The 17,475-nt window shown below is 60.7% G+C and carries 16 protein-coding genes; 3 read left to right on the top strand and 13 right to left on the bottom strand.

Annotation, left to right across the window (positions count from 1 at the left end; genetic code table 11):
• Positions 1 to 21: 21 nt before the first annotated feature.
• The 12 genes from FYJ44_RS00075 to FYJ44_RS00020 all read right to left on the bottom strand — a co-directional run bounded on the left by FYJ44_RS00075 (position 22) and on the right by FYJ44_RS00020 (position 14,488).
• Positions 22 to 993, bottom strand: coding sequence for a Bug family tripartite tricarboxylate transporter substrate binding protein (locus FYJ44_RS00075; RefSeq protein WP_154508136.1), 972 nt, complete (start codon positions 991 to 993; stop codon positions 22 to 24).
• A 29-nt stretch (positions 994 to 1,022) separates the two neighbouring features.
• Positions 1,023 to 2,252 (bottom strand): M20 family metallopeptidase, encoded by a 1,230-nt coding sequence (locus tag FYJ44_RS00070; protein WP_154508135.1) that lies wholly within the window; start codon positions 2,250 to 2,252, stop codon positions 1,023 to 1,025.
• A gap of 23 nt (positions 2,253 to 2,275) precedes the next feature.
• Complete coding sequence (locus tag FYJ44_RS00065) at positions 2,276 to 3,772, bottom strand: tripartite tricarboxylate transporter permease (protein WP_154508134.1); 1,497 nt, start codon at positions 3,770 to 3,772, stop codon at positions 2,276 to 2,278.
• 48 nt (positions 3,773 to 3,820) lie between these two features.
• A complete protein-coding gene (locus FYJ44_RS00060; protein WP_154508133.1) occupies positions 3,821 to 4,306 on the bottom strand; it encodes a tripartite tricarboxylate transporter TctB family protein in 486 nt (161 codons plus the stop codon).
• Positions 4,307 to 4,400: 94 nt separating this feature from the next.
• Positions 4,401 to 5,117, bottom strand: coding sequence for a FadR/GntR family transcriptional regulator (locus tag FYJ44_RS00055; protein ID WP_154508132.1), 717 nt, complete (start codon positions 5,115 to 5,117; stop codon positions 4,401 to 4,403).
• A 291-nt stretch (positions 5,118 to 5,408) separates the two neighbouring features.
• Positions 5,409 to 5,792, bottom strand: coding sequence for a glycine cleavage system protein GcvH (gene gcvH / locus FYJ44_RS00050; RefSeq protein ID WP_154508131.1), 384 nt, complete (start codon positions 5,790 to 5,792; stop codon positions 5,409 to 5,411).
• Positions 5,793 to 5,847: 55 nt separating this feature from the next.
• On the bottom strand, positions 5,848 to 7,218 hold the full coding sequence (locus FYJ44_RS00045) for a dihydrolipoyl dehydrogenase family protein (protein WP_154508130.1): 1,371 nt from the start codon (positions 7,216 to 7,218) through the stop codon (positions 5,848 to 5,850).
• Between the two features lie 41 nt (positions 7,219 to 7,259).
• Positions 7,260 to 8,084: a thioredoxin domain-containing protein gene (locus FYJ44_RS00040; protein ID WP_154508129.1), complete on the bottom strand. Its 825-nt coding sequence runs from the start codon at positions 8,082 to 8,084 to the stop codon at positions 7,260 to 7,262.
• A 56-nt stretch (positions 8,085 to 8,140) separates the two neighbouring features.
• Positions 8,141 to 9,586, bottom strand: coding sequence for an aryl-sulfate sulfotransferase (locus FYJ44_RS00035; protein WP_154508128.1), 1,446 nt, complete (start codon positions 9,584 to 9,586; stop codon positions 8,141 to 8,143).
• Between the two features lie 320 nt (positions 9,587 to 9,906).
• Positions 9,907 to 11,493 (bottom strand): outer membrane homotrimeric porin, encoded by a 1,587-nt coding sequence (locus tag FYJ44_RS00030; RefSeq protein WP_154508127.1) that lies wholly within the window; start codon positions 11,491 to 11,493, stop codon positions 9,907 to 9,909.
• Positions 11,494 to 11,527: 34 nt separating this feature from the next.
• Positions 11,528 to 12,928, bottom strand: a complete 1,401-nt coding sequence (locus tag FYJ44_RS00025; RefSeq protein ID WP_154508126.1) for an SLC13 family permease — start codon at positions 12,926 to 12,928, stop codon at positions 11,528 to 11,530.
• A 108-nt stretch (positions 12,929 to 13,036) separates the two neighbouring features.
• Positions 13,037 to 14,488 carry an aryl-sulfate sulfotransferase gene (locus tag FYJ44_RS00020; protein WP_154508125.1) on the bottom strand — a complete coding sequence of 484 codons (1,452 nt, stop codon included), beginning with the start codon at positions 14,486 to 14,488 and terminating at the stop codon, positions 13,037 to 13,039.
• Between the two features lie 263 nt (positions 14,489 to 14,751).
• Here FYJ44_RS00020 and FYJ44_RS00015 point away from each other — a divergent pair, with 263 nt between their 5' ends.
• From FYJ44_RS00015 to FYJ44_RS15095, 3 genes are all read left to right on the top strand, one after another.
• The gene (locus tag FYJ44_RS00015; RefSeq protein ID WP_154508124.1) at positions 14,752 to 15,411 is read left to right on the top strand and encodes a Crp/Fnr family transcriptional regulator; all 660 of its coding nucleotides are present in this window, start codon (positions 14,752 to 14,754) and stop codon (positions 15,409 to 15,411) included.
• Positions 15,412 to 15,541: 130 nt separating this feature from the next.
• Positions 15,542 to 15,808: a DksA/TraR family C4-type zinc finger protein gene (locus FYJ44_RS00010; RefSeq protein ID WP_154508123.1), complete on the top strand. Its 267-nt coding sequence runs from the start codon at positions 15,542 to 15,544 to the stop codon at positions 15,806 to 15,808.
• Positions 15,809 to 15,873: 65 nt separating this feature from the next.
• On the top strand, positions 15,874 to 16,146 hold the full coding sequence (locus FYJ44_RS15095) for a sunset domain-containing protein (protein WP_456073097.1): 273 nt from the start codon (positions 15,874 to 15,876) through the stop codon (positions 16,144 to 16,146).
• Between the two features lie 1,223 nt (positions 16,147 to 17,369).
• Here FYJ44_RS15095 and FYJ44_RS00005 read toward each other — a convergent pair.
• A partial coding sequence (locus FYJ44_RS00005; RefSeq protein ID WP_154508122.1) for an integrase core domain-containing protein occupies positions 17,370 to 17,475 on the bottom strand: 106 nt, incomplete at its 5' end.

The raw sequence follows: 17,475 nt of genomic DNA, 5'->3' as shown, positions 1-17,475 counted from the left end.
CGCTTCCGAAGGCAAGCCGTTTTAGTTGAGATTGTTTTCCTTCAGAAGCACGCCCACGGTATTCCAGACCTTTTCCATTTCTTGCTGGAACTGGTCGGCGGGCATGAAATCCGTGGAAAGTCCGGCCTTGGCGAACTTGGCCTGTACATCGGGATCGGCCAAGGCCGCCTTGAGAAGATCCTGCATGACGATCACGCGGTCATGCGGAACACGCTTGGGCGCGACAAGGCCGTGGGGGGAGGGGAAGGTGTATTCCGGCCCCAGTTGCTCGGCAAAGGTGGGCGCATCGGGAAATTCCGGCAGCCGTTGGGGGCTGGCCACGCCGATGATTCTGAAGTCGCCGGAGAGCACATACGGCTTCTGGTTGGTGGTCACGCCGAAACCGCTGGTGATGTGGCGGCCCAGCAGGGCGGTGGAAACGTCGTGGCCGCTGGTATAGGCGACGTGGGGCAGATCAACGCCGGGGAAGGCTTTCAGGATGCCGCTCATGAACAGGCGCTGGGAGGAAAGTGCGCCGTGGGTCGCGTAGTTGACCTTGCCGGGATTGGCCTTGGCCGCCTCAATCAGGCCTTTGAAGTCCTTGATGGGCGAGTCGGCGTTAACGGCAAGGCTCAGCCACATATTGGTGATCTGGGCGACGCCCTGGAAGTCCTTGAGGCTGTAGCCGGTTTTTTTGACCTGGGGCGTTGTGGAAAAGGTGGTCAGAGCCGGGAAGCCGAAGGTATAGCCGTCGGGACGCGCCTTGGCCACGTCCAGCATGGCCGGAGCCCCGGCCCCGCCGCCCTTGCAGACGATGTTCAGGGTGATGTTGTGCTTGGTCTGAAAATATTCGGCCAGAATACGGGCGGCAATATCCACCGCGCCGCCCGGCCCGAAGGGAATGATGATGGTCACGGGCCTGTCGGGATAAGCGGCCTGAGCCAAGCGGGGCGAAAGCGGCAGCAGGACGCAGAGTGCGAGCGCGGCGCACAAAAGGCGTGTCAGTTTTTTCATATCTTGCTCCTTTATAGATGGTGTGGCTGTTAAAGTTGCACTTCAGGGGATGCGTCGAAAGCGTGAGCAGCTTGCAGGGCGGTCAGGGCCACCAGTTTCGCGCGCGGCAAGAGGGTTGAGGGCGTGATGTATTCGGCGTCGGAGTGCAGGCCCGTTCCCTCCGGTCCCAGACTGCAGAGGGTCGGCAGGTTCAGAATGCTTGCACAGTAGCCGGATTCCGCCGCACCCTTGGAGCGGATGCATTCCACCGGGCGGCCCAGAGCCTCACCGGCCTGCCGGGCCAGTTCCCACAAAGCCTGGACCTTGGGCGTGAACGTCAGCGGATACAGACGCAGGCCGCCGCTGACGTGGGAACTGGTGCCGGGTATAAAGGTTTTCGCCACATCGGCCCGGATCTCTTCCACCAGCCTGCGCCCCGCCTCCACCGTCTTGAAGGTGCAGTGGATGCGCGCCTGCGCGTTGGGGGCCACGGAATTGGCCGAGATGCCGCCGCTGATCAGGCCGGTGTTGACCGTAGTGCCGCTGGCCAGATCCAGATGCTCGTTAAAGGCCAGAATCTTGTGGGCCAACTCAAGGATGGCCGATGCCCCGTCTTCATAATTGCGTCCGGCGTGAGCGGCCTTGCCCCGGATTTCCAGGAAAAGGTGGCCGGAGCCTTTGCGTTCCACGGAAACGCCGCCGCCGGGATAGCCCGGTTCCGTGCAGAGCACCGCGTGCGCGCCATTGAGAACCCGGCCCAGCAAGGGCGTGGTGGAAGGCGAACCGAGCTCTTCGTCGGGCGAGAAGGTCAAGGTCATGGGCACGGGCATCAGATCCAGTTCTTTCAGCGCCCTGGCGACGAACATGTTGATCACCAGGCCGCCCTTCATGTCCAGAACGCCGGGGCCGGTGGCTCTGTCGGCGGCGCGGTCCAGGCGGAAGGGGCGGGCCGCCGCCGTGCCCGCCGGAAAGACCGTGTCCATGTGCCCGATGAAGGCTACGCCCGGTCCGGCCTCCTCGGCATGGCTGCGCGCGCAGAAGGTATTGCCCAGACCGTCCATCCAGCGTTCGTCCGGCGGCGAGGGCTGTTTGGGCAGTCTGGCCGTCCGGAAGCCCGCTTCAGCCATCCAGGCGGTGAGCGTTTCGCCCAGTTTGTTCACGTCGCCGCCGTCGTGGGAAAAAGAATCCATATTCACGATGCGTTCCAGAAGGGAAAACATTTCCGGTTCCTTGTCATTGAACCAGACATCCAGCTTTTCTTTCCATTGCGCGAGTTCCATGTAGGGCTCCTTGTCTGTGTTGGTCAGGATTTGCTCGGGTTCTTCCGGGCAGCGCGAAGGTCGTCCCAAACGGACTTGATCAGCACAAAGAGGCTGATTCCCAGGATGATGCAGGCCACGGGGCTGGTGTAGAAAATGGCATAGTCGTTCTGGGAGATGCTCAGGGCGCGCCGGAAGTTGGATTCGGCGATGGGTTCCAGAATCATGGCCAGCAGCAGCGGCGGCAGGGGAAAGTCGCACTTGATCATCAGATAGCCCACGGTGCCGAATATGGCCACTACCAGCAGATCGAAGGTGGAATTGTTCACCGCGTAGCCGCCCACCACGCAGAGCGTGACTACAATGGGCATGAGCACGCCGCCGGGGATGGAGGTGATCTTGTTGGCCCCGCGCACGGCGATCAGCCCGCAGACCAGCATCATCACATTGGCGATGATGAAGGCCGCGAAAATGCCGTAGACTGTGACCGGATGTTCCACAAAGAGCAACGGGCCGGGGGTCAGCCCCTGGATCATCAGCGCACCCAGCATGATGGCGGTGATGATGTCGCCGGGCACGCCCAGCGTCAGCAGGGGGATCAGCGCGCCGCCGCAGACCGCGTTATTGGAGGATTCCGTGGCGGCAATGCCCTCCAGGCAGCCCTTGCCGTACATTTCCGGCGTCTTGGAGTGGCGTTTGGCTTCGGAGTAGGCGAAAAAGGTGGCCGCGCTCACGCCCGTGGCCGGGATGATCCCGATGGCCGTGCCGATGGCCGAGGAGCGCAGGAAATTCACGATGTTGCCGGTGAGGTCTTTTAATGAGAGGCCGAGTCGGGAAATCTTGCCCTCCTTGAGCGACACGCCCCGGATCACGTCCTCCACGGTCACCAGCACCTGTGACATGGCGAACAGGCCTACCAGCACAGGCACCAGGGACAGACCGTTGAAAAGGTCGGGGATGTCGAAGGTGTTGCGCATGTCGCCGGTGACCGGGTCCAGTCCGATGGTGGCCAGGAAAAGACCCAGGCAGGCCGCTATCAGGCCTTTGACCAAATGGCCGGAGGAAAGCGAGGCCACGATGGTCAGGCCGAAGACGGCCACCGCGAAATATTCCGGCGCGCTGAAGGACATGGCCGCGCGGGCCAGCAGCGGCGCCACGGAAACCAGGACAAGCGCGCTGAAAATGCCGCCGATGAAGGAGGCCACGGTGGCCATGTCCAGGGCTCGGCGGGACTCGCCGCGCGCCGTGAGGGCCGGGCCTTCCAACATGGTGGCCGCAGCCGAGACCGTGCCCGGCGTGCCCACCAGAATGGCCGTGATGCAGCCGCCGTAAATGGCGCCGCAGTACATGCCCAGCAGGGCGGAAAAGGCGTCCACCGGGGCCATGCCGAAGGTCAGGGGAATGAGCAGGGCCACGCCCATGGCCGCCGTCAGTCCTGGCAGCGCGCCAAAGACGATTCCCAGGGCCACGCCCATGAGGTTGGCCAGCAGCGCGCTCATACTGAGGGCGCTCATGATACCGTCAAAGATATTCGCAAGCATGTCTTTCTCCTCTGAAACTGATGCCGGTTATGCCGGAAAGTCGGGACTTCAGGGCAGCATGATCTGGAAAAACCAGCCAAAGGCCGCGAGCAGGACGGCCGTGGTCAACACAGCCACCAGCAGGACCTCCACGGGCTTGCGCCTGCCGAGCAGGGGCAGGGCAATCAGAAGAAAGAGACAAGTGCTGATGCAGAAGGCTCCGCCCGAAGCGAAGGGCGGGTTTTCCATGGCGGCGAAAAGGTCGCCGAGACCGGTCAGAGTGATCAGATAAAGATAGATCAGGCCGAGGAAGCAAAGAACTTTTTTGAAGACGCGGGGTTCCGGCCAATAGCGCTTATCGGGCATCTGGCGCAGACCCTTGACGATCAGAATGCAACTCAGGACGGCGAGAATGACGAGAACCGCTCTGGGCACGCCGCCGGGCCCCACGTTTTCGGTGCTTCCGGCTGCGGGCAGCAGGCTGACGCTGTAAGCGCCCACGGCGCACAGCCCGAGCAAAATAAAGCCGCTGACGACGTCTGTTGGACTTTTCATGTTTTTCCTCTCTGTTTTCGCGTCTAAGGGGGGCCGTGCCGCCCGTGTGTGATCCCTTGTCCGCGCGTATGCCTTCGTTTAAGAAATGACATGGTTAATCTCGCGTAATCACAAAAGGATGTTTCTGCAGTATGGTGTTCAGATGCTCTTCAATGGCTTTGCGGCAATCGGCGGGTGAGCGGCGCTCCAGAGCGTCGATGATCCGCAGATGCGAGGAAACCGAAAACTGCCGCCATTGCGCGTCACGCAGCTCCGCCGTGCGGCCGGTGGCATAACGTTTGTTCAAATGGTCCATGGTTCCGGCCAGCAGGCTGTTGCCCGCGCAGAGGGCCAGACAGTGGTGAAAACGGGCGTCAAGATCGCCGTCTTCCTGGCCGGCCAGCAGGCGGCGTTGCTGGTCGCAGGCGATGATCTTCAGCTGGTCGAGCTGCTCGGGACTGTGGCGCAGGGCGGCCAGTTCGGCGATGGCGGGTTCAAGGATTTTGCGGAATTCCATGATCTCGTCGAAAACGAGATTTTCTGAATCCACAGCTTCCAGGATGGCGTTTTTGAGCGGCTCCATATCCGGAGCCCGCACATACGTGCCGTCGCCCTGGCGGCTTTCCAGAAGGCCTTTGTCCGCCAGCATCTGGATGGCCTTGCGGATGCTGCTGCGCGAAACCTCGAAATTTTCCGCCAGGGTGCGCTCCGGCGGCAGCCTGTCCCCGCTCTGGAAGCGCTCTTCGGCCATGAACCGACGGAGACGTTCGGAAAGCCGCTGGTAGCTGCGTCGTGGCCGCGCGCCTTCTTTGTGTATGCCGGTTGCGGTCATGGTTCTTTCCGTGGTTTATAGTGGTTGACTTACTGTGCTTGCTTGTGATTTTTTTGTCAACCATTTTTATACCAATTAATTTCATTATAACTTATTAATATTGTTAATAAGTTATAAGATAAAATATTGGACATCAGGTGCATAGGGCCGTTTCGACGGCAACCGCCGACGCTTAATGGTTGATAAAAGGTTGTATTTAGAGCTGGTCAGCTCGCAAAACAGAGCGTCCCTTGGGGGCGGATAATCGTATCCACCCCCAAGGGACGCCATGAAAGAGGGATTGAAAAAGCTTCAGGCCACTTGGGCGGCATAGGCCGCCGCGCTGATCCGGCCCGGCTCGGCCGGGTCGTCGGGCTTGACGCGCGCCAACCAGCCTTCCGCGTAGGGGCTCTGGTTCAGCAGTTCCGGCGTGTCGTCCAGGGCCGCATTGACTTCCAGCACCGTGCCGGAAAGGGGCATGATGGCGTCGGAAGTCACCTTGGCCGACTCAATGGAGGCGCAGGACTGCCCCTGGGCGAAATGCGCGCCCGTTTCCGGCAGTTCCACAAAGATCACCGCGCCCAGCTGCTCCTGGGCATAGTCGGAAATGCCCACCAGCACGCTGCCGTCGGTCTGCGGCTGCGCCCAGAGGTGTTCCGGGTGGTACTGGCGGTCGTCAGGATAGGAAAGACTCATATGTTTTCTCCTGCGTTTGAGCGCGGACATCCCGTCACGAAGATGGGACGCCGTGTCAGGCTGCGGGCTCGCGAGGGGCCTGAACAGCCGCGGAAAGTATTTCGTCCAGAGTGGGGTGGGCGAACATGAAGCTGTGCAGCCTGTCGCCGCTGTACTGCCCCAGCAGCAAAAGCTGGGCCGCCGTGACCAGATGGGACACGCCGTGACCCAGAGCCGCGATGCCGACCATGCGGTCGCCCTGCCAGACGACCTTCACAAAGCCGGAAGCGTCGCCGCCCGCCTGGGCAATGGCGTTGCCCGTGAGCATGGCGCGCGAAACGCTCACCTGGCCGCCTTCAGCCAGGGCCTGACGGGCGGTTTTGCCCACGCGCATGACCTCCAGGCTGCCGTAGATGCAGGAGGGGACCGGACCGGAGTCGTAGACCCCGCTTTCCAGGCCCAGGATCTGGCGGGCCACGTAGTCGCCCTGATGTTCGGCGGCATGGGCCAGCAGGGTTTTGCCGTTGATGTCGCCGATGGCGAAGACTGAAGGCGCGGCCTTCAGGTAGTCGTCCACAGTGACATAGCCGCGTTTGTTCAAGCCGCAACCGGCCTTTTCGGCTTCCAGGCCGTCAGTGTTGGGTTTGCGGCCCACGGCCACCAGAGCCTTGGCCGCCGTCAGCTCCCGGCCGTCATCCAGGGTCAGCACGGCCTGGCCGTCCCTGGTCAGCAGGGAGGACGCCTTGGCTCCCGCCAGACAGGCGCGCCCGGCCTTGCCCAGCAGCTTCTGCAATTCCCGGGCAAGGTCCGCGTCTTCGGTGGGGGCCAGCTGCGGGGCCGCTTCCACCACGGTGACGGTACTGCCCATGGCGCTGAAAAAGTCGGCCATTTCCAGGCCGATGGCCCCCGCGCCCACAATGATCAGGCTTTCGGGCACCGCCGGAATGTTGAGCAGATCCGTGCTGTCCAGCACCGCGTCATGGTCCGGGGTCAGGCCGGGGAAGGACGCGGAACGGGAACCGCCCGCCAGGATGATGTACTGGGCGGAAAGCGTCTGCTCGCCGCCGTCGGCCGCCGTGACCCGCACCTCATGCGGCCCGGCGCAAACGCCGCGTCCGTTGAACAGGCTCACGCCCGCGTCGGCCAAGCCCTTGGCCAGGGTCTGGCTGGAGGCCTTGGTATAACGCTGTACCCTTTTTTGCAGGGCCGCGTAGTCCACCTCAACCGTGCCCTTGGCCACACGCTGGCGTTCCAGCCCGCGCAGCAGGCCCTTGGGGGCCACCGCGCCCAGCAGCATCTTGGTGGGGATGCAGCCGCAGTTGAGGCAGACGCCGCCCCAGTGGGCGTCTTCCACCAGGGCCACGGATTTGCCCCCGGCGATGAGAACTTTGGCGGCCTTTGCGCCGCCGGGGCCGCCGCCGATGATGATGACGTCAAATTTGTCCATAGCAGTGCTCCCTGCGTAAGAAAAGGGTTACGCGCCGTGCTTTACTTGGCGATGTCCGCCTTGAACAGGAATTCCCGCGCGGCGGAACGGTATTTGAGCAGCATGGCGTCAGGCAAGGCTTCCAGGCCGCGCAAATCCTGCGGCATGTCCGCCGTCACGGCGACGACGGCGTAGGGCAGGGTGTGGTCGCCCGCCGCCTCGGAAACCAGCAGGGCCGCGCCCGCCGCCTCGTCGCGCGTGGGCCAGGATACGGAGCCGTCGGCGCGGGGCACGGGATACGCCAGGAAGCGGACGATACCGTCCTCTGTTTTGCGAATCAGGTCAATGCTTTTGGCCAGATCTTCCTTGCTTGGGGCCGAGCCGAACAGACTTTCATACACGGGCGCGGGGCCCACGCTGTTAAGAATTGCGCTCACCGGCTTGATTTGCAGCAGGCGTTCCAGCAGTTCGGGTTTGCGGCCGTCGCTCTGCACCCAGACGTGCAGTCCGCCCTTGGCCAGGCGGTCCACCAGAGTCACGAAATCGTCTTCCCGCCCGTCCGGGCACTGGGAGAGATAAAGCCCGGAAATGCTGCCGTGAAGCATGTCGCTGCGGGTCACGCAGGTTTCCATCTCCCGCCCGGAAAGCAGGTAGGCGATAATTTCTCCGCTGCCCTGTTTGATGATCTGACCGTCGTCGAAGAGGGGAAATTCCACGCCTTCGGGATTGCGGTAAATGGCCTTGCGGTTGGTGCGGTAAAAGGTATTGAAAACCGGCGCGTCGGCCTTGAAATCCACAGTGTCGTAGGGCAGATCACGCTCGGCCAGAAAAGCTTTGACGATTTTGCAGCGGATGCAGTCCGGCGCGGTATACAGGGTAATGCTCATGTTTTCCTCCTGTTGGCGGCCGCCCTTGGGGGCGGTCTGTCCGTAGCGGTGATTTTTTATTCTGGATCTTCCACCGAGGCCACGCACAGGGCGTTGTCCGGCTCAAAGGGCGCGCAGCCTTCCACTTCCACCACCGAATCCCGTTCGCCGAAGGCCGCCGCGCCGGGCATGCGGAAGGTGTTCACATCAATGCGCTCAATGGGCTTTTCCTCCGGCCTGCCCGCCTGCGGAGCCCATTCGTAGGGCGCGCGATAGGCGCGGTAAACCATATTCATGGGGATCAGCCTGCCCCAGTAAGGCGAAATGTATTCCCAGACCAGCTCATGCTCGCGGGTGACCTCAAAGACGCGGCCGTCCGAGCCCTCGGTGATCAGGGTGTTGCCGTTGGGCAGGCGCTGGGCGCTGCTGATGAATGGGCTGTAGAAGCGGTTGCTGTCCATGGGCGCCAGAAAACCGGCTTCGCTGGGGGTGTATTGCCAGATGATCTTCAGGGTCACGGGGTCGATTTCCAACACGCGGGAGTGATCGCGCAGGGCGGCCTTGACGCCGGTGGGCGAACCGGGATTGGGCACGTCGTAACCGCCCCAGCCGCCGTTGTCGAAAACCAGGATATTGCCTTCGCCGGGCAGGCCGCGCGGGATCATGTGCGCGTGGTGCTGGCCGATGATCCAGCCCATGGCGCGCAGCTCGGGCGTGCTGTCGTAGTCCGGCCCCAGCTTCCAGACGATCTTGCCGGTTTTTTTGCTGATAATAAAGATGATGTTGGCTTCGCGGCCGTCGGCAATGATGTTGTCGGGGTGGAAGCGTTCGTCGCCCGCGTCGTGCCACTTGTTGGGACCCAGCGCGGACATGGAGTTGGTGTGCATCCAGTCGCCCATGCCTTCGGGTTGGGTAGGACGGTAGTTGGGGTTGCGGCAGAGGGTGTTTTTGGGGCCTTCGCGGAAAGCCATTTCATGGAAGTGCTCATTGCAGGACCATTCCCAGAGAATGTCGCCGTCCCAGTCCACTTCCAGAATCAGGTCGTCCAGCAGGAGCTTGTCCGTGATGTCCTTGTTGCGGGCATTGCGGTGGGCCAGAATCAGGGTGTTGCCCGAATCCGTCTTGGGTTCCATGCCCGGCGCGTAATATCCCACCGGGTTGCCCTCGCGCTGGTGGTCGTGATGGTAGCGGGCCATCCAGCGGCCCGTTGCGCCGGGGTCTTCAATAAATTCATTGCGGTCGAATTTCCAGACGATGTTGCCGTCCCAATCCACCTGCACCAGATCCAGATAATCCTGTACGCCGTATTTGCCGTTGCGCAGGCCGCGCGTGGTCAGAATCTGCCCGCCGGGCAGGAGTTTGTTGGGCATGCCGTTGACGCCCTTCCAGACTTTGACCTCGCGGCCGTTCATGTCCATGAGCACCGCGCCCACTTCGTGTGCCTGAAAGATGGTGAAGCCGTTCCAGCATTTGTCGGGATTGTACACGGTCACGCCGGTGGGATAGACGCTCGGATGGCCCATGTTGCTTCTCCTTTTGTGTTGAATGACATGCCACGTCCGGAATCAGGGATCTCTTCCAGAGATCTGCCGTCGGTGGTCATGGCCGCGAAATGCGGCTTGCGGGGATCATGGGATTTTCCTCCCAAACGGTGGAGTGGACCGTGCGCACCCCGGCGAACTTCATGAAGCATGTTATTGTAGTGGAATCAGCTTAGCCCGACGTCATCGCACGTACTGTTGCCATTGCAACCTTTTCCACAAAAAAGTGAAAAAAATTTCAAAGTAAAAACAGCCCTGTTGGCCGACAGAGCTGTTTGGGGTCGAATCCGCGCCGGACAGGTTTAAAAAGCGTAGATCACATTGAGACTGACTTTCCAGGCGTCCTTGTAATTCAGGCTGTTGCCCGCAATGTTTTCATAATGGCCCCAGGCGCCTTCATCCAGCCAGAGATGAATGTAGCCTGTCTCCAGAATGAAACTTAGATTTTCCGCAGCCTTGTAAGTGCTGTCGAAGTTGACTTCCAGACCGCTGTCCGCGCGCGTCAGGTAGGTGCCGAAGGAGTTGAAGTCCGTATTGTTGCGGTATACCGCGCGGCCCGCGCCGTCCACGGGGCGGCGTCCGGTGATGTAGGCGGCCATCTTGGGGTCGTTGGTGCCGCCGAAGTAGTTCACGCGCACGATATGGCTGAGATTGTCCATGAAGCTGAGCTTCTTGATCCGCGCGCCCACGCCCCAGGTGCCGTTGGGGTTGGTGCCCAGCACGCCCTTGCCGCCGCCCATGATGGGATTGCCCCGATAGCCGAAGCTGGACAGGGAATTGGTCAGGTTATTGGTGGTGACGACGTAGGGCAGGCGCTCCGAACCGTTGTGCGGATTGTCGTCGTCGCCGCTGAAATACCAGCCGTAGAGGCCGGGCACGCCCCAATCCGCCTCATATTCGCCCAACAGCATGCCGAACCAGCCCTGACGGTTGAGGTACTCCCGCCCGTTGTCCACGCTGCCGTAAATAAAGTCCCAGCTGATTCTGAAGGGTGAAAAGGCCGAGAGTTCGCCGGTCAGACCGCCCCAGAACATGGTGCTGTAGGACGTGTTCCAGAGGGAGTTGCCCTGGCGGCCGGAAGTGAAGGCGGCGGGAAAGAGTCCGTCCCGGACCTGGAAGCCGTCAATGGCCTGATTGCTGGGATTGTTGAAGGTGAAGGCATGGCTGCCGCCGTTCTTGCCGGTGATTTTGAATGGTTGCAGCGTGTTGGGACCCATGCCTCCGGCCAGGGCCCAGGGCGTGATCTTGAGACCGTCCAGAGTTATCGGGGCCAGCAGGGCGAAAAGGTCGAAATTGTCCAGATAGTTGGCTGTGGCGCCGTCAGCGTCGCCCACCCAGTTGTCGTTGTAGGGGCGCATCCACAGGGCGCTCAGGCCGAAGGAATCGTTGAAGGTGTAAGAGGCGGTGATGCCCGCCACGTCATCGTTGAAGACAGGATTGTCCAGGGCGAAGCCGGGCAGCCGGATGCCCTGCAGGCCCATGCGCACTTTGAGGTCCGCATGCGGCGGCATCCAGTCCAGATACGCCTGCTTGATCTTGATGACATTGCCGCCGTCCGCGCCCAGTGCGCCGCCCTGGGCGGCCATGCCCCAACGCTGTTCGCCGATTTCAAAAAAGACCACGCCCTGCAGGCTTTCCGATGCCACAGCCTGCAATTGCAGATGCAGACGCTGGATGGCCTCGAATTCATCGCGTTTCTGGCGCACGGCCGCCCATTGCTGGCCGATTTCATGGCGGCCCTGGCGGTTCTTGCCCATGAAATTGCCGCCGTTGATATAGTCAAAGGCGAATTGCCAGCTGCCCTTGACCTTGAAATCCACAGCCCGGCCCGTGGCGGCGTCTCCGAGCAGCAGAGCGACGGCCAGGAAAAGAATGCCCCAAGTCTTCATTGCTTTCCTCCTCTGAAATAGTCTGGAATGACAGTTATACAACCAACCGCCAGTAGGGCACGGCTACAAAGGCCACAAACGCTCCGGCCAGCACGATGCGGATGGCCATGACCAGCACCATTTCTTTGAAGTTGATATAGCCGCTGCTGAAGAAATACAGGTACAGGGCGTACTCATAGGGGAATATCAGATTGTCCAGACCGTACTGGAAGGAGTAGTAAAGCAGGCGCGGGTCCAGGCCCATTTCCATGCCCAGTTCGGTGATGGGCGAGGAGAGCGTGGAGGTGGCGGCCAGGGGCGTGAGCAGGAAATTGGAGAGAAAGCCCACCAGATAGGCGCAAAAGCCCGCCACAGTGGCCCCCATATCGCTGAACAGGGGCAGCACCAGATTGGCCAGCCAGTCCGTGACCTTGAGAAAGCCGCCCGCGCTGCCGATGCACATGCAGCCCATGATGAAGAACAGCGGCGCGAAGTTGACCTTGTTGACGCGCGGCCCGTCCATCAGGCTGATGCCGGGCAGAAAGGCGGACATGGACACCAGCACCAGCACCACGCCCGCGCTGATGCCGTGCAGGCTGTCCGTGGCCAGCAGGACCAGGGTCAGGATCAGCAGGGCCAGGCCGCGTTTCTGTTCAGGCGTCATGACGCCCAGCTCATGATATTTTTCCTGCACCACACAGCGCAGAACCTCTTTTTTGACCGGCGAGCGCAGCACCAGCAGCACGATACCCAGAGACATGGCGGTGTAAAGCATGCCGGGCACGAAGTTGTGCAGGGCGTATTGCATCCAGGTGGTCTGGGTGCCCATGATCTTGTCGGCCAGGCCCATGCCCATGGTCAGGTCCGCCGCGCCCGTGAGGTAACAGAGCTTGGTGGAACCCACGGCGATACAGGTGCCCAGCACCACGGCCGTGGCCTCGCGGCTTTTGGGCTTGAAGTCCAGCGCGTCGCAGAGGCTCAGGGCCACGGCGCAGAAAATGGCGGCCTTGCCCATAATGGAAGGCACCAGCGGAGCCACGATGGCCGCTCCCAGCGTAATGCCGCAGAGAGCGCCGGCAAAGCTGCCGCCCGCCGCGCGCACGCAACCCAGGGCGATGCGTTTGCCCAGGCCCGTATCCTGAATGATCTTGCCGAGGATGAAACCGCCGATGACGATGATCGGCACTTCGGAAAGCCAGGGGCTGTAGACCACCTTCATGCCGACACCGCAGAACAGGATGTACAGGGCGGGCAGCAGGATGCCCACGGCGATTTCGTTCAGAGTGTCCATGGCCCAGGCGCATACGGCCCAGAGCGTGATGGCCAGAAAGGCCATCATGGGCTGGCTGAGCGAACCGTCCCTGGGCAAGAGCAGGTAGACGCCCAGGGGAAGGATCAGGCTCAAGGCCCATTTGGCCAGCATGCTGCGGTTGAAGTCGGAAGTCTTGAAGAACATACGCGGCTCCTTGCGTGTTCTGAACCCGTAGCGGTGAAAGGGCGGCGCGGCCCCTTTACGGCATCGGCCGGGGTGCCCCGCATGGGGAACGCCCCGGCCGGTCAGGCGTTATTTTTCCGTGGGATCGTCCACCGAGGCCACGCACAGGGCATTGCTGCCCTCATAAGGCTGGCAGCCTTCCACGCCCACTTCCCTGGCCCGGTCGCCGGCCGCCGCGGCGCCCGGCACGCGGAAGGTGGTCACGTCCAGCGGCGCGATGGGCGTTTCAACGGGTTTGGCCGCCTGCGGCGCCCATTCATACGGCACGCGGTAGGCGCGGTAGGTCATGTTCATGGGCACATGCTTGCCCCAGTAGGGCGAGATGAACTCCCAGACGATTTCATGTTCCGGGGTGACTTCGAACACGCGCCCGTCCGAGCCTTCGGTGATCAGGGTGTTGCCGTTGGGCAGGCGCTGCATGCCGCTGATGAAGGGGCTGTAGAAGCGGTTGCTGTCCATGGGTTCCAGGAAACCGGCTTCGCGCGGTGTGTACTGCCAGACGATCTTGAGGGTCACGGGATCAATTTCCAGCACGCGGGAGTGGTCGCGCAGGGCGGCCTTGACGCCGGTGGGCGAACCGGGATTAGGCACGTCGTAGCCGCCCCAGCCGCCGTTGTCAAAGACCAGAATGTTGCCTTCGCCGGGCAGGCCGCGCGGGATCATGTGCGCGTGGTGCTGGCCGATGATCCAGCCGATGGCGCGCAGCTCGGGCGTGCTGTCGTAATCCGGGCCGATCTTCCAGGTGATTTTGCCGGTCTTTTTGCTGATGATGAAAATGATGTTGGCTTCGCGGCCGTCCACGATCAGGTTGTCGGGGTGGAAGCGCTCGTCGCCCGCGTCGTGCCACTTGTTGGGGCCCAGCGCGGACATGGAGTTGATGTGCATCCAGTCGCCCATGCCCTCGGGCTGGGTGGGGCGGTAGTTGGGATTGCGGCAGAGTGTGTTTTTTGGACCTTCGCGGAAACCTATTTCATGAAAATGCTCGTTGCAGCACCATTCCCAGAGGATGTCGCCGTCCCAGTCCACTTCCAGAATCAGGTCGTCCAGCAGGAGCTTGTCCGAAATATCCTTATTCCGGACGTTGCGGTGGGCCAGGATCAGGGTATTGCCCGAGTCGGTCTTGGGCTCCATGCCCGGCGCGTAATAGCCCACGGGATTGCCTTCGCGCTGGAAATCGTGGTGGTAGCGGGCCATCCAGCGGGCCGGAATGCCGGGATCCTCAATGTACTCGTTGCGGTCGAACTTCCAGACGATATTGCCGTCCCAGTCCACCTGAATCAGATCCAGTCCGTCCTGGACGCTGTATTTGCCGCTGCGGCGGCCCCGGCCGGTCAGCAGGTAGCCGCCGGGAAAGATTTTGTTGGGCATGCCGTGCACGCCTTTCCAGACGTTGACTTCGCGGCCGTTCATGTCCATGAGCACCGCGCCCATTTCATTGGCCTGAAAGATGGTGAACCCGCTCCAGCACTTTTCCGGATTGTAGATGGTGACACCGGTGGGATAAATAGTCGGATGGCCCATGTGTGAACTCCTTGTGGTTGGGGTGGATGATTTTCAGGCTCCGGCCCTTGGGCTGGAGAAATTTGGGGCAAATTATTATCCTGTTGAGATTTCATGTTTTTTTCTGTAGTTGACTTACGCTAACCTGGGTGGAAGAAAATTTGTGTTGCTATTGCAACCTTTTTCACAAAATAATAGGTCATATGGGGAAGAGGTTGCGTTGCGGGAGGGGAATGCACGGAATCGCAACCCTGTGCGGCGAGGATGTTGGCACGGAGAGCGGCATGAGCAATCGATGCCTGGGTTTTACGGAATTGCGCGATGTGAACGCCGAATGGCGTTCCGTTCTGGATCTCGGCGTGCGTTATCTTTGGCGCAAGGGCCATTACATAGAATACCGGGACGGACTGCTTTTTCTGGACAAGGGGCAGGTGCGCCTGACCCACTTCACCGTGGACGGCGTGGAAAAAATTCTCTGGTACATCAACGCGGGCTGCCTGTTCGGTGAAACCCCGTTGTTCGATCCCCTGGCCGACGACAAGGGCAGTGTGCATATCTGCGCCACGGACTGCGTGGTCTATGCTTTTTCCAGGAGCTGTCTGGAGCAGCTTGGCCGCACGCGGCCCGACCTGACCCTCAATCTGCTGAGCAGCATGGCCCGCAAGCTGCGTACCCTTTCCAACCAGGCTTCCTCGCTCTATGTGGATGATGTGCTGGTGCGCACGTGCAAATTTCTGGCCCAGCGCCTGTTGCCGGACAGCGATCCCCTGACGGCGAACCCCGGCATTTCACGGCAGGAAATGGCAAGCCTGCTGGGCGTGCACCGCATCACGCTCTACAAGGTCCTGCGCCAGCAGGAGGAGCAGGGCCTGTTCGGCCCCTTTGCGCGGCACGCCGTCGCCATTCTGCGCCCCGAGGAATTTTTCCGCCTGGTCAATTCGTAGCCGTCCGGAGCGGTGATGCGTTCCACTGCGGGGCGGGATTTGTTTTTTTCCGGAGACCAAACGGCTTTTTCAGCACTTGCCGCGCGGCGGAAGCGTCTTACCTTTGTGGGAAAACATGACGGAGGCGCATATGGCTGTGGGATGGGCCGGCGACAATGCCGTGCAGGACCAGATTCAGGACTCGATCAATGATGAAGTCCGGCGGGCGCGCGCCGCTCTGCCGCAGGGCGTCAGCCTGGAATATTGCGAAGAGTGCGGCGAGCCGATTCCTGTGGCGCGTCAGCGGGCTCTGCCGGGCGTGCGCTTGTGCGTGCACTGCCGGGAAGAAGCCGACAGGGAAGAAAAAGCCGTCAGCTTGTATAATCGGAAAGGCAGCAAAGACAGCCAGCTGCGCTGAAAATGACCGGGCGCTTCACCGAAGGATTGTGAAACGCCGTAGAGCGCCCGCAACGCCGGTGAATAATGGATAGAGAGCGGGAAAATTCATTCTTCAGGGGGCAGGCCATGCGGCGGTTGCGCAAATGCGTTTGTGTCTGGATAAGTATGGTTATCCTTTTGTCCGGCTTCGCCGCTCTGGCGTTTCCCGCCGCTCCTTATCACGGCAATGTCCAAAGTCGTATTTATCACAACAGCGGCTGCCGCTATTACGCCTGCAAAAGGTGTACGGCAGTGTTTGCGACGGCGGAAGCCGCACGGGCCGCCGGGTATCGCGCCTGCAAAGTCTGCGGCGGCTAGAGCATGTTAACTTTGAAATGCTCTGACGCCGCGCACGGCGCGCTAGCCGTAATGCAGCAGTGCCGCATTACGGCCACCGGCAGCATCGCCGCGCCGCGAAGCGGCGTGGATTGAGCCGAAAACCGTGCTTTTCGGCTGAATGAATCTTTGAAAAAAGCGCAGCTTTTCAAAGGTAATCTACTCTAGGTTCAGAACTCATTAAATTGCCTCACCATGATATCCGGGTACTCATAACTCACGCGAGGTGAGCTATGAGCGCCCTTTTTCAGCTTCCCCCGCTCAGTCGGCTTGAGCGGATCAAGCCATATGCCCCTTTACCTCATGGCGTTCCGTATGCAGGCAGCCGAAAAGCCGTCTGCGGGATCACGCAGATGGCGCGGTTTACTTCCGGTGGGAGTCCGTCCGGCCCGCAAATCAGTGTGATTCGCCCCAGAGCGTGTGGCCGCATCAGGCGTTCCTCGCGCCGTTTTGTGACGCCGCTTCCTAACGCTTGGCCCACGTTGATGAACAAGGTGTCCGCCAAGGGCAGCACCTGTCTTGACTCATTTGATATCCATTGCAAATGCTTGCCGCAACGCGGCCTTGTAAGTCTTCGAATACCATGCGGTTTTGTTTTTGCTGCCCAAACCCGGCGCTTCATTTTTCTTCCAAAAATAGGCTAAACTACCTTTGATCTTTGAATTTTTAGTGGTTACCTGTTCTTCTTCGGATATGTACTTGACACAGATCTCTGTAACAGGTAAAGGAAAGTAACGAATTTTGCAGACAGGAAATTCGTAGAGTTCCTTCCAGACCTAGGGGCTTGCGTGGCAGATTGGCTTTGCAAAAGCAGAGATTACATGCAACAGGTTGATTTGGGAGGATTTTTTATGCACAACTCTCTCTCTCTCTCTCTCTCATTTGATTGTTAGCAGTCGGCACTTGCCTGCAGGTGTGTAAAAGCGCCGTTCTGACTTCAGGTCAGAGCGGCGCTTTTACACGTTGCGGCGTTCTCCACGGGTAGCCCCAAACGGGGTAAGCCCCCGGCTTTGCCGGGAGGCTCACAACTCAGTTCTCTTTTAGGAGTTCATCATGGCCGACATACTTCTCAGTAAGCCCGCAGCCAATATTTCACAGAGCATTCCCAGTGCGCCTGATTCCCGCTTCGTGTTCGATTTTCCCGCCGGCAGCGCCGCACTTTCCCGCGTCGGCGACAACCTAGTTGTAGAGTGTCAACACGTTGTTCACCCTCCGCTCAGCCTTGAGGCTGGAGGTTTTCTGCCAAGAGCCGTATGCGGACGCACAAAGTTGTAGCGATGCGTCCAGACCGGCAAGTTCGCTGTTCTTTTC

This window comes from Desulfovibrio porci (assembly GCF_009696265.1).
Lineage (GTDB): Bacteria > Desulfobacterota > Desulfovibrionia > Desulfovibrionales > Desulfovibrionaceae > Desulfovibrio > Desulfovibrio porci.
This window is presented reverse-complemented; position numbering and strand designations above follow the sequence as displayed.

Coding starts and splice junctions, on each gene's coding strand:
- FYJ44_RS00035 (WP_154508128.1), bottom strand. CDS start 9,586: ATGGGCCATCCGAGCGTCTATCCCACCGGCGTGACCGTGTACAATCCC.
- gcvH (WP_154508131.1), bottom strand. CDS start 5,792: ATGAGTCTTTCCTATCCTGACGACCGCCAGTACCACCCGGAACACCTC.
- FYJ44_RS00030 (WP_154508127.1), bottom strand. CDS start 11,493: ATGAAGACTTGGGGCATTCTTTTCCTGGCCGTCGCTCTGCTGCTCGGA.
- FYJ44_RS00070 (WP_154508135.1), bottom strand. CDS start 2,252: ATGGAACTCGCGCAATGGAAAGAAAAGCTGGATGTCTGGTTCAATGAC.
- FYJ44_RS00065 (WP_154508134.1), bottom strand. CDS start 3,772: ATGCTTGCGAATATCTTTGACGGTATCATGAGCGCCCTCAGTATGAGC.
- FYJ44_RS00045 (WP_154508130.1), bottom strand. CDS start 7,218: ATGGACAAATTTGACGTCATCATCATCGGCGGCGGCCCCGGCGGCGCA.
- FYJ44_RS00015 (WP_154508124.1), top strand. CDS start 14,752: ATGAGCAATCGATGCCTGGGTTTTACGGAATTGCGCGATGTGAACGCC.
- FYJ44_RS00020 (WP_154508125.1), bottom strand. CDS start 14,488: ATGGGCCATCCGACTATTTATCCCACCGGTGTCACCATCTACAATCCG.
- FYJ44_RS15095 (WP_456073097.1), top strand. CDS start 15,874: ATGGATAGAGAGCGGGAAAATTCATTCTTCAGGGGGCAGGCCATGCGG.
- FYJ44_RS00075 (WP_154508136.1), bottom strand. CDS start 993: ATGAAAAAACTGACACGCCTTTTGTGCGCCGCGCTCGCACTCTGCGTC.
- FYJ44_RS00040 (WP_154508129.1), bottom strand. CDS start 8,084: ATGAGCATTACCCTGTATACCGCGCCGGACTGCATCCGCTGCAAAATC.
- FYJ44_RS00055 (WP_154508132.1), bottom strand. CDS start 5,117: ATGACCGCAACCGGCATACACAAAGAAGGCGCGCGGCCACGACGCAGC.
- FYJ44_RS00060 (WP_154508133.1), bottom strand. CDS start 4,306: ATGAAAAGTCCAACAGACGTCGTCAGCGGCTTTATTTTGCTCGGGCTG.
- FYJ44_RS00025 (WP_154508126.1), bottom strand. CDS start 12,928: ATGTTCTTCAAGACTTCCGACTTCAACCGCAGCATGCTGGCCAAATGG.
- FYJ44_RS00010 (WP_154508123.1), top strand. CDS start 15,542: ATGGCTGTGGGATGGGCCGGCGACAATGCCGTGCAGGACCAGATTCAG.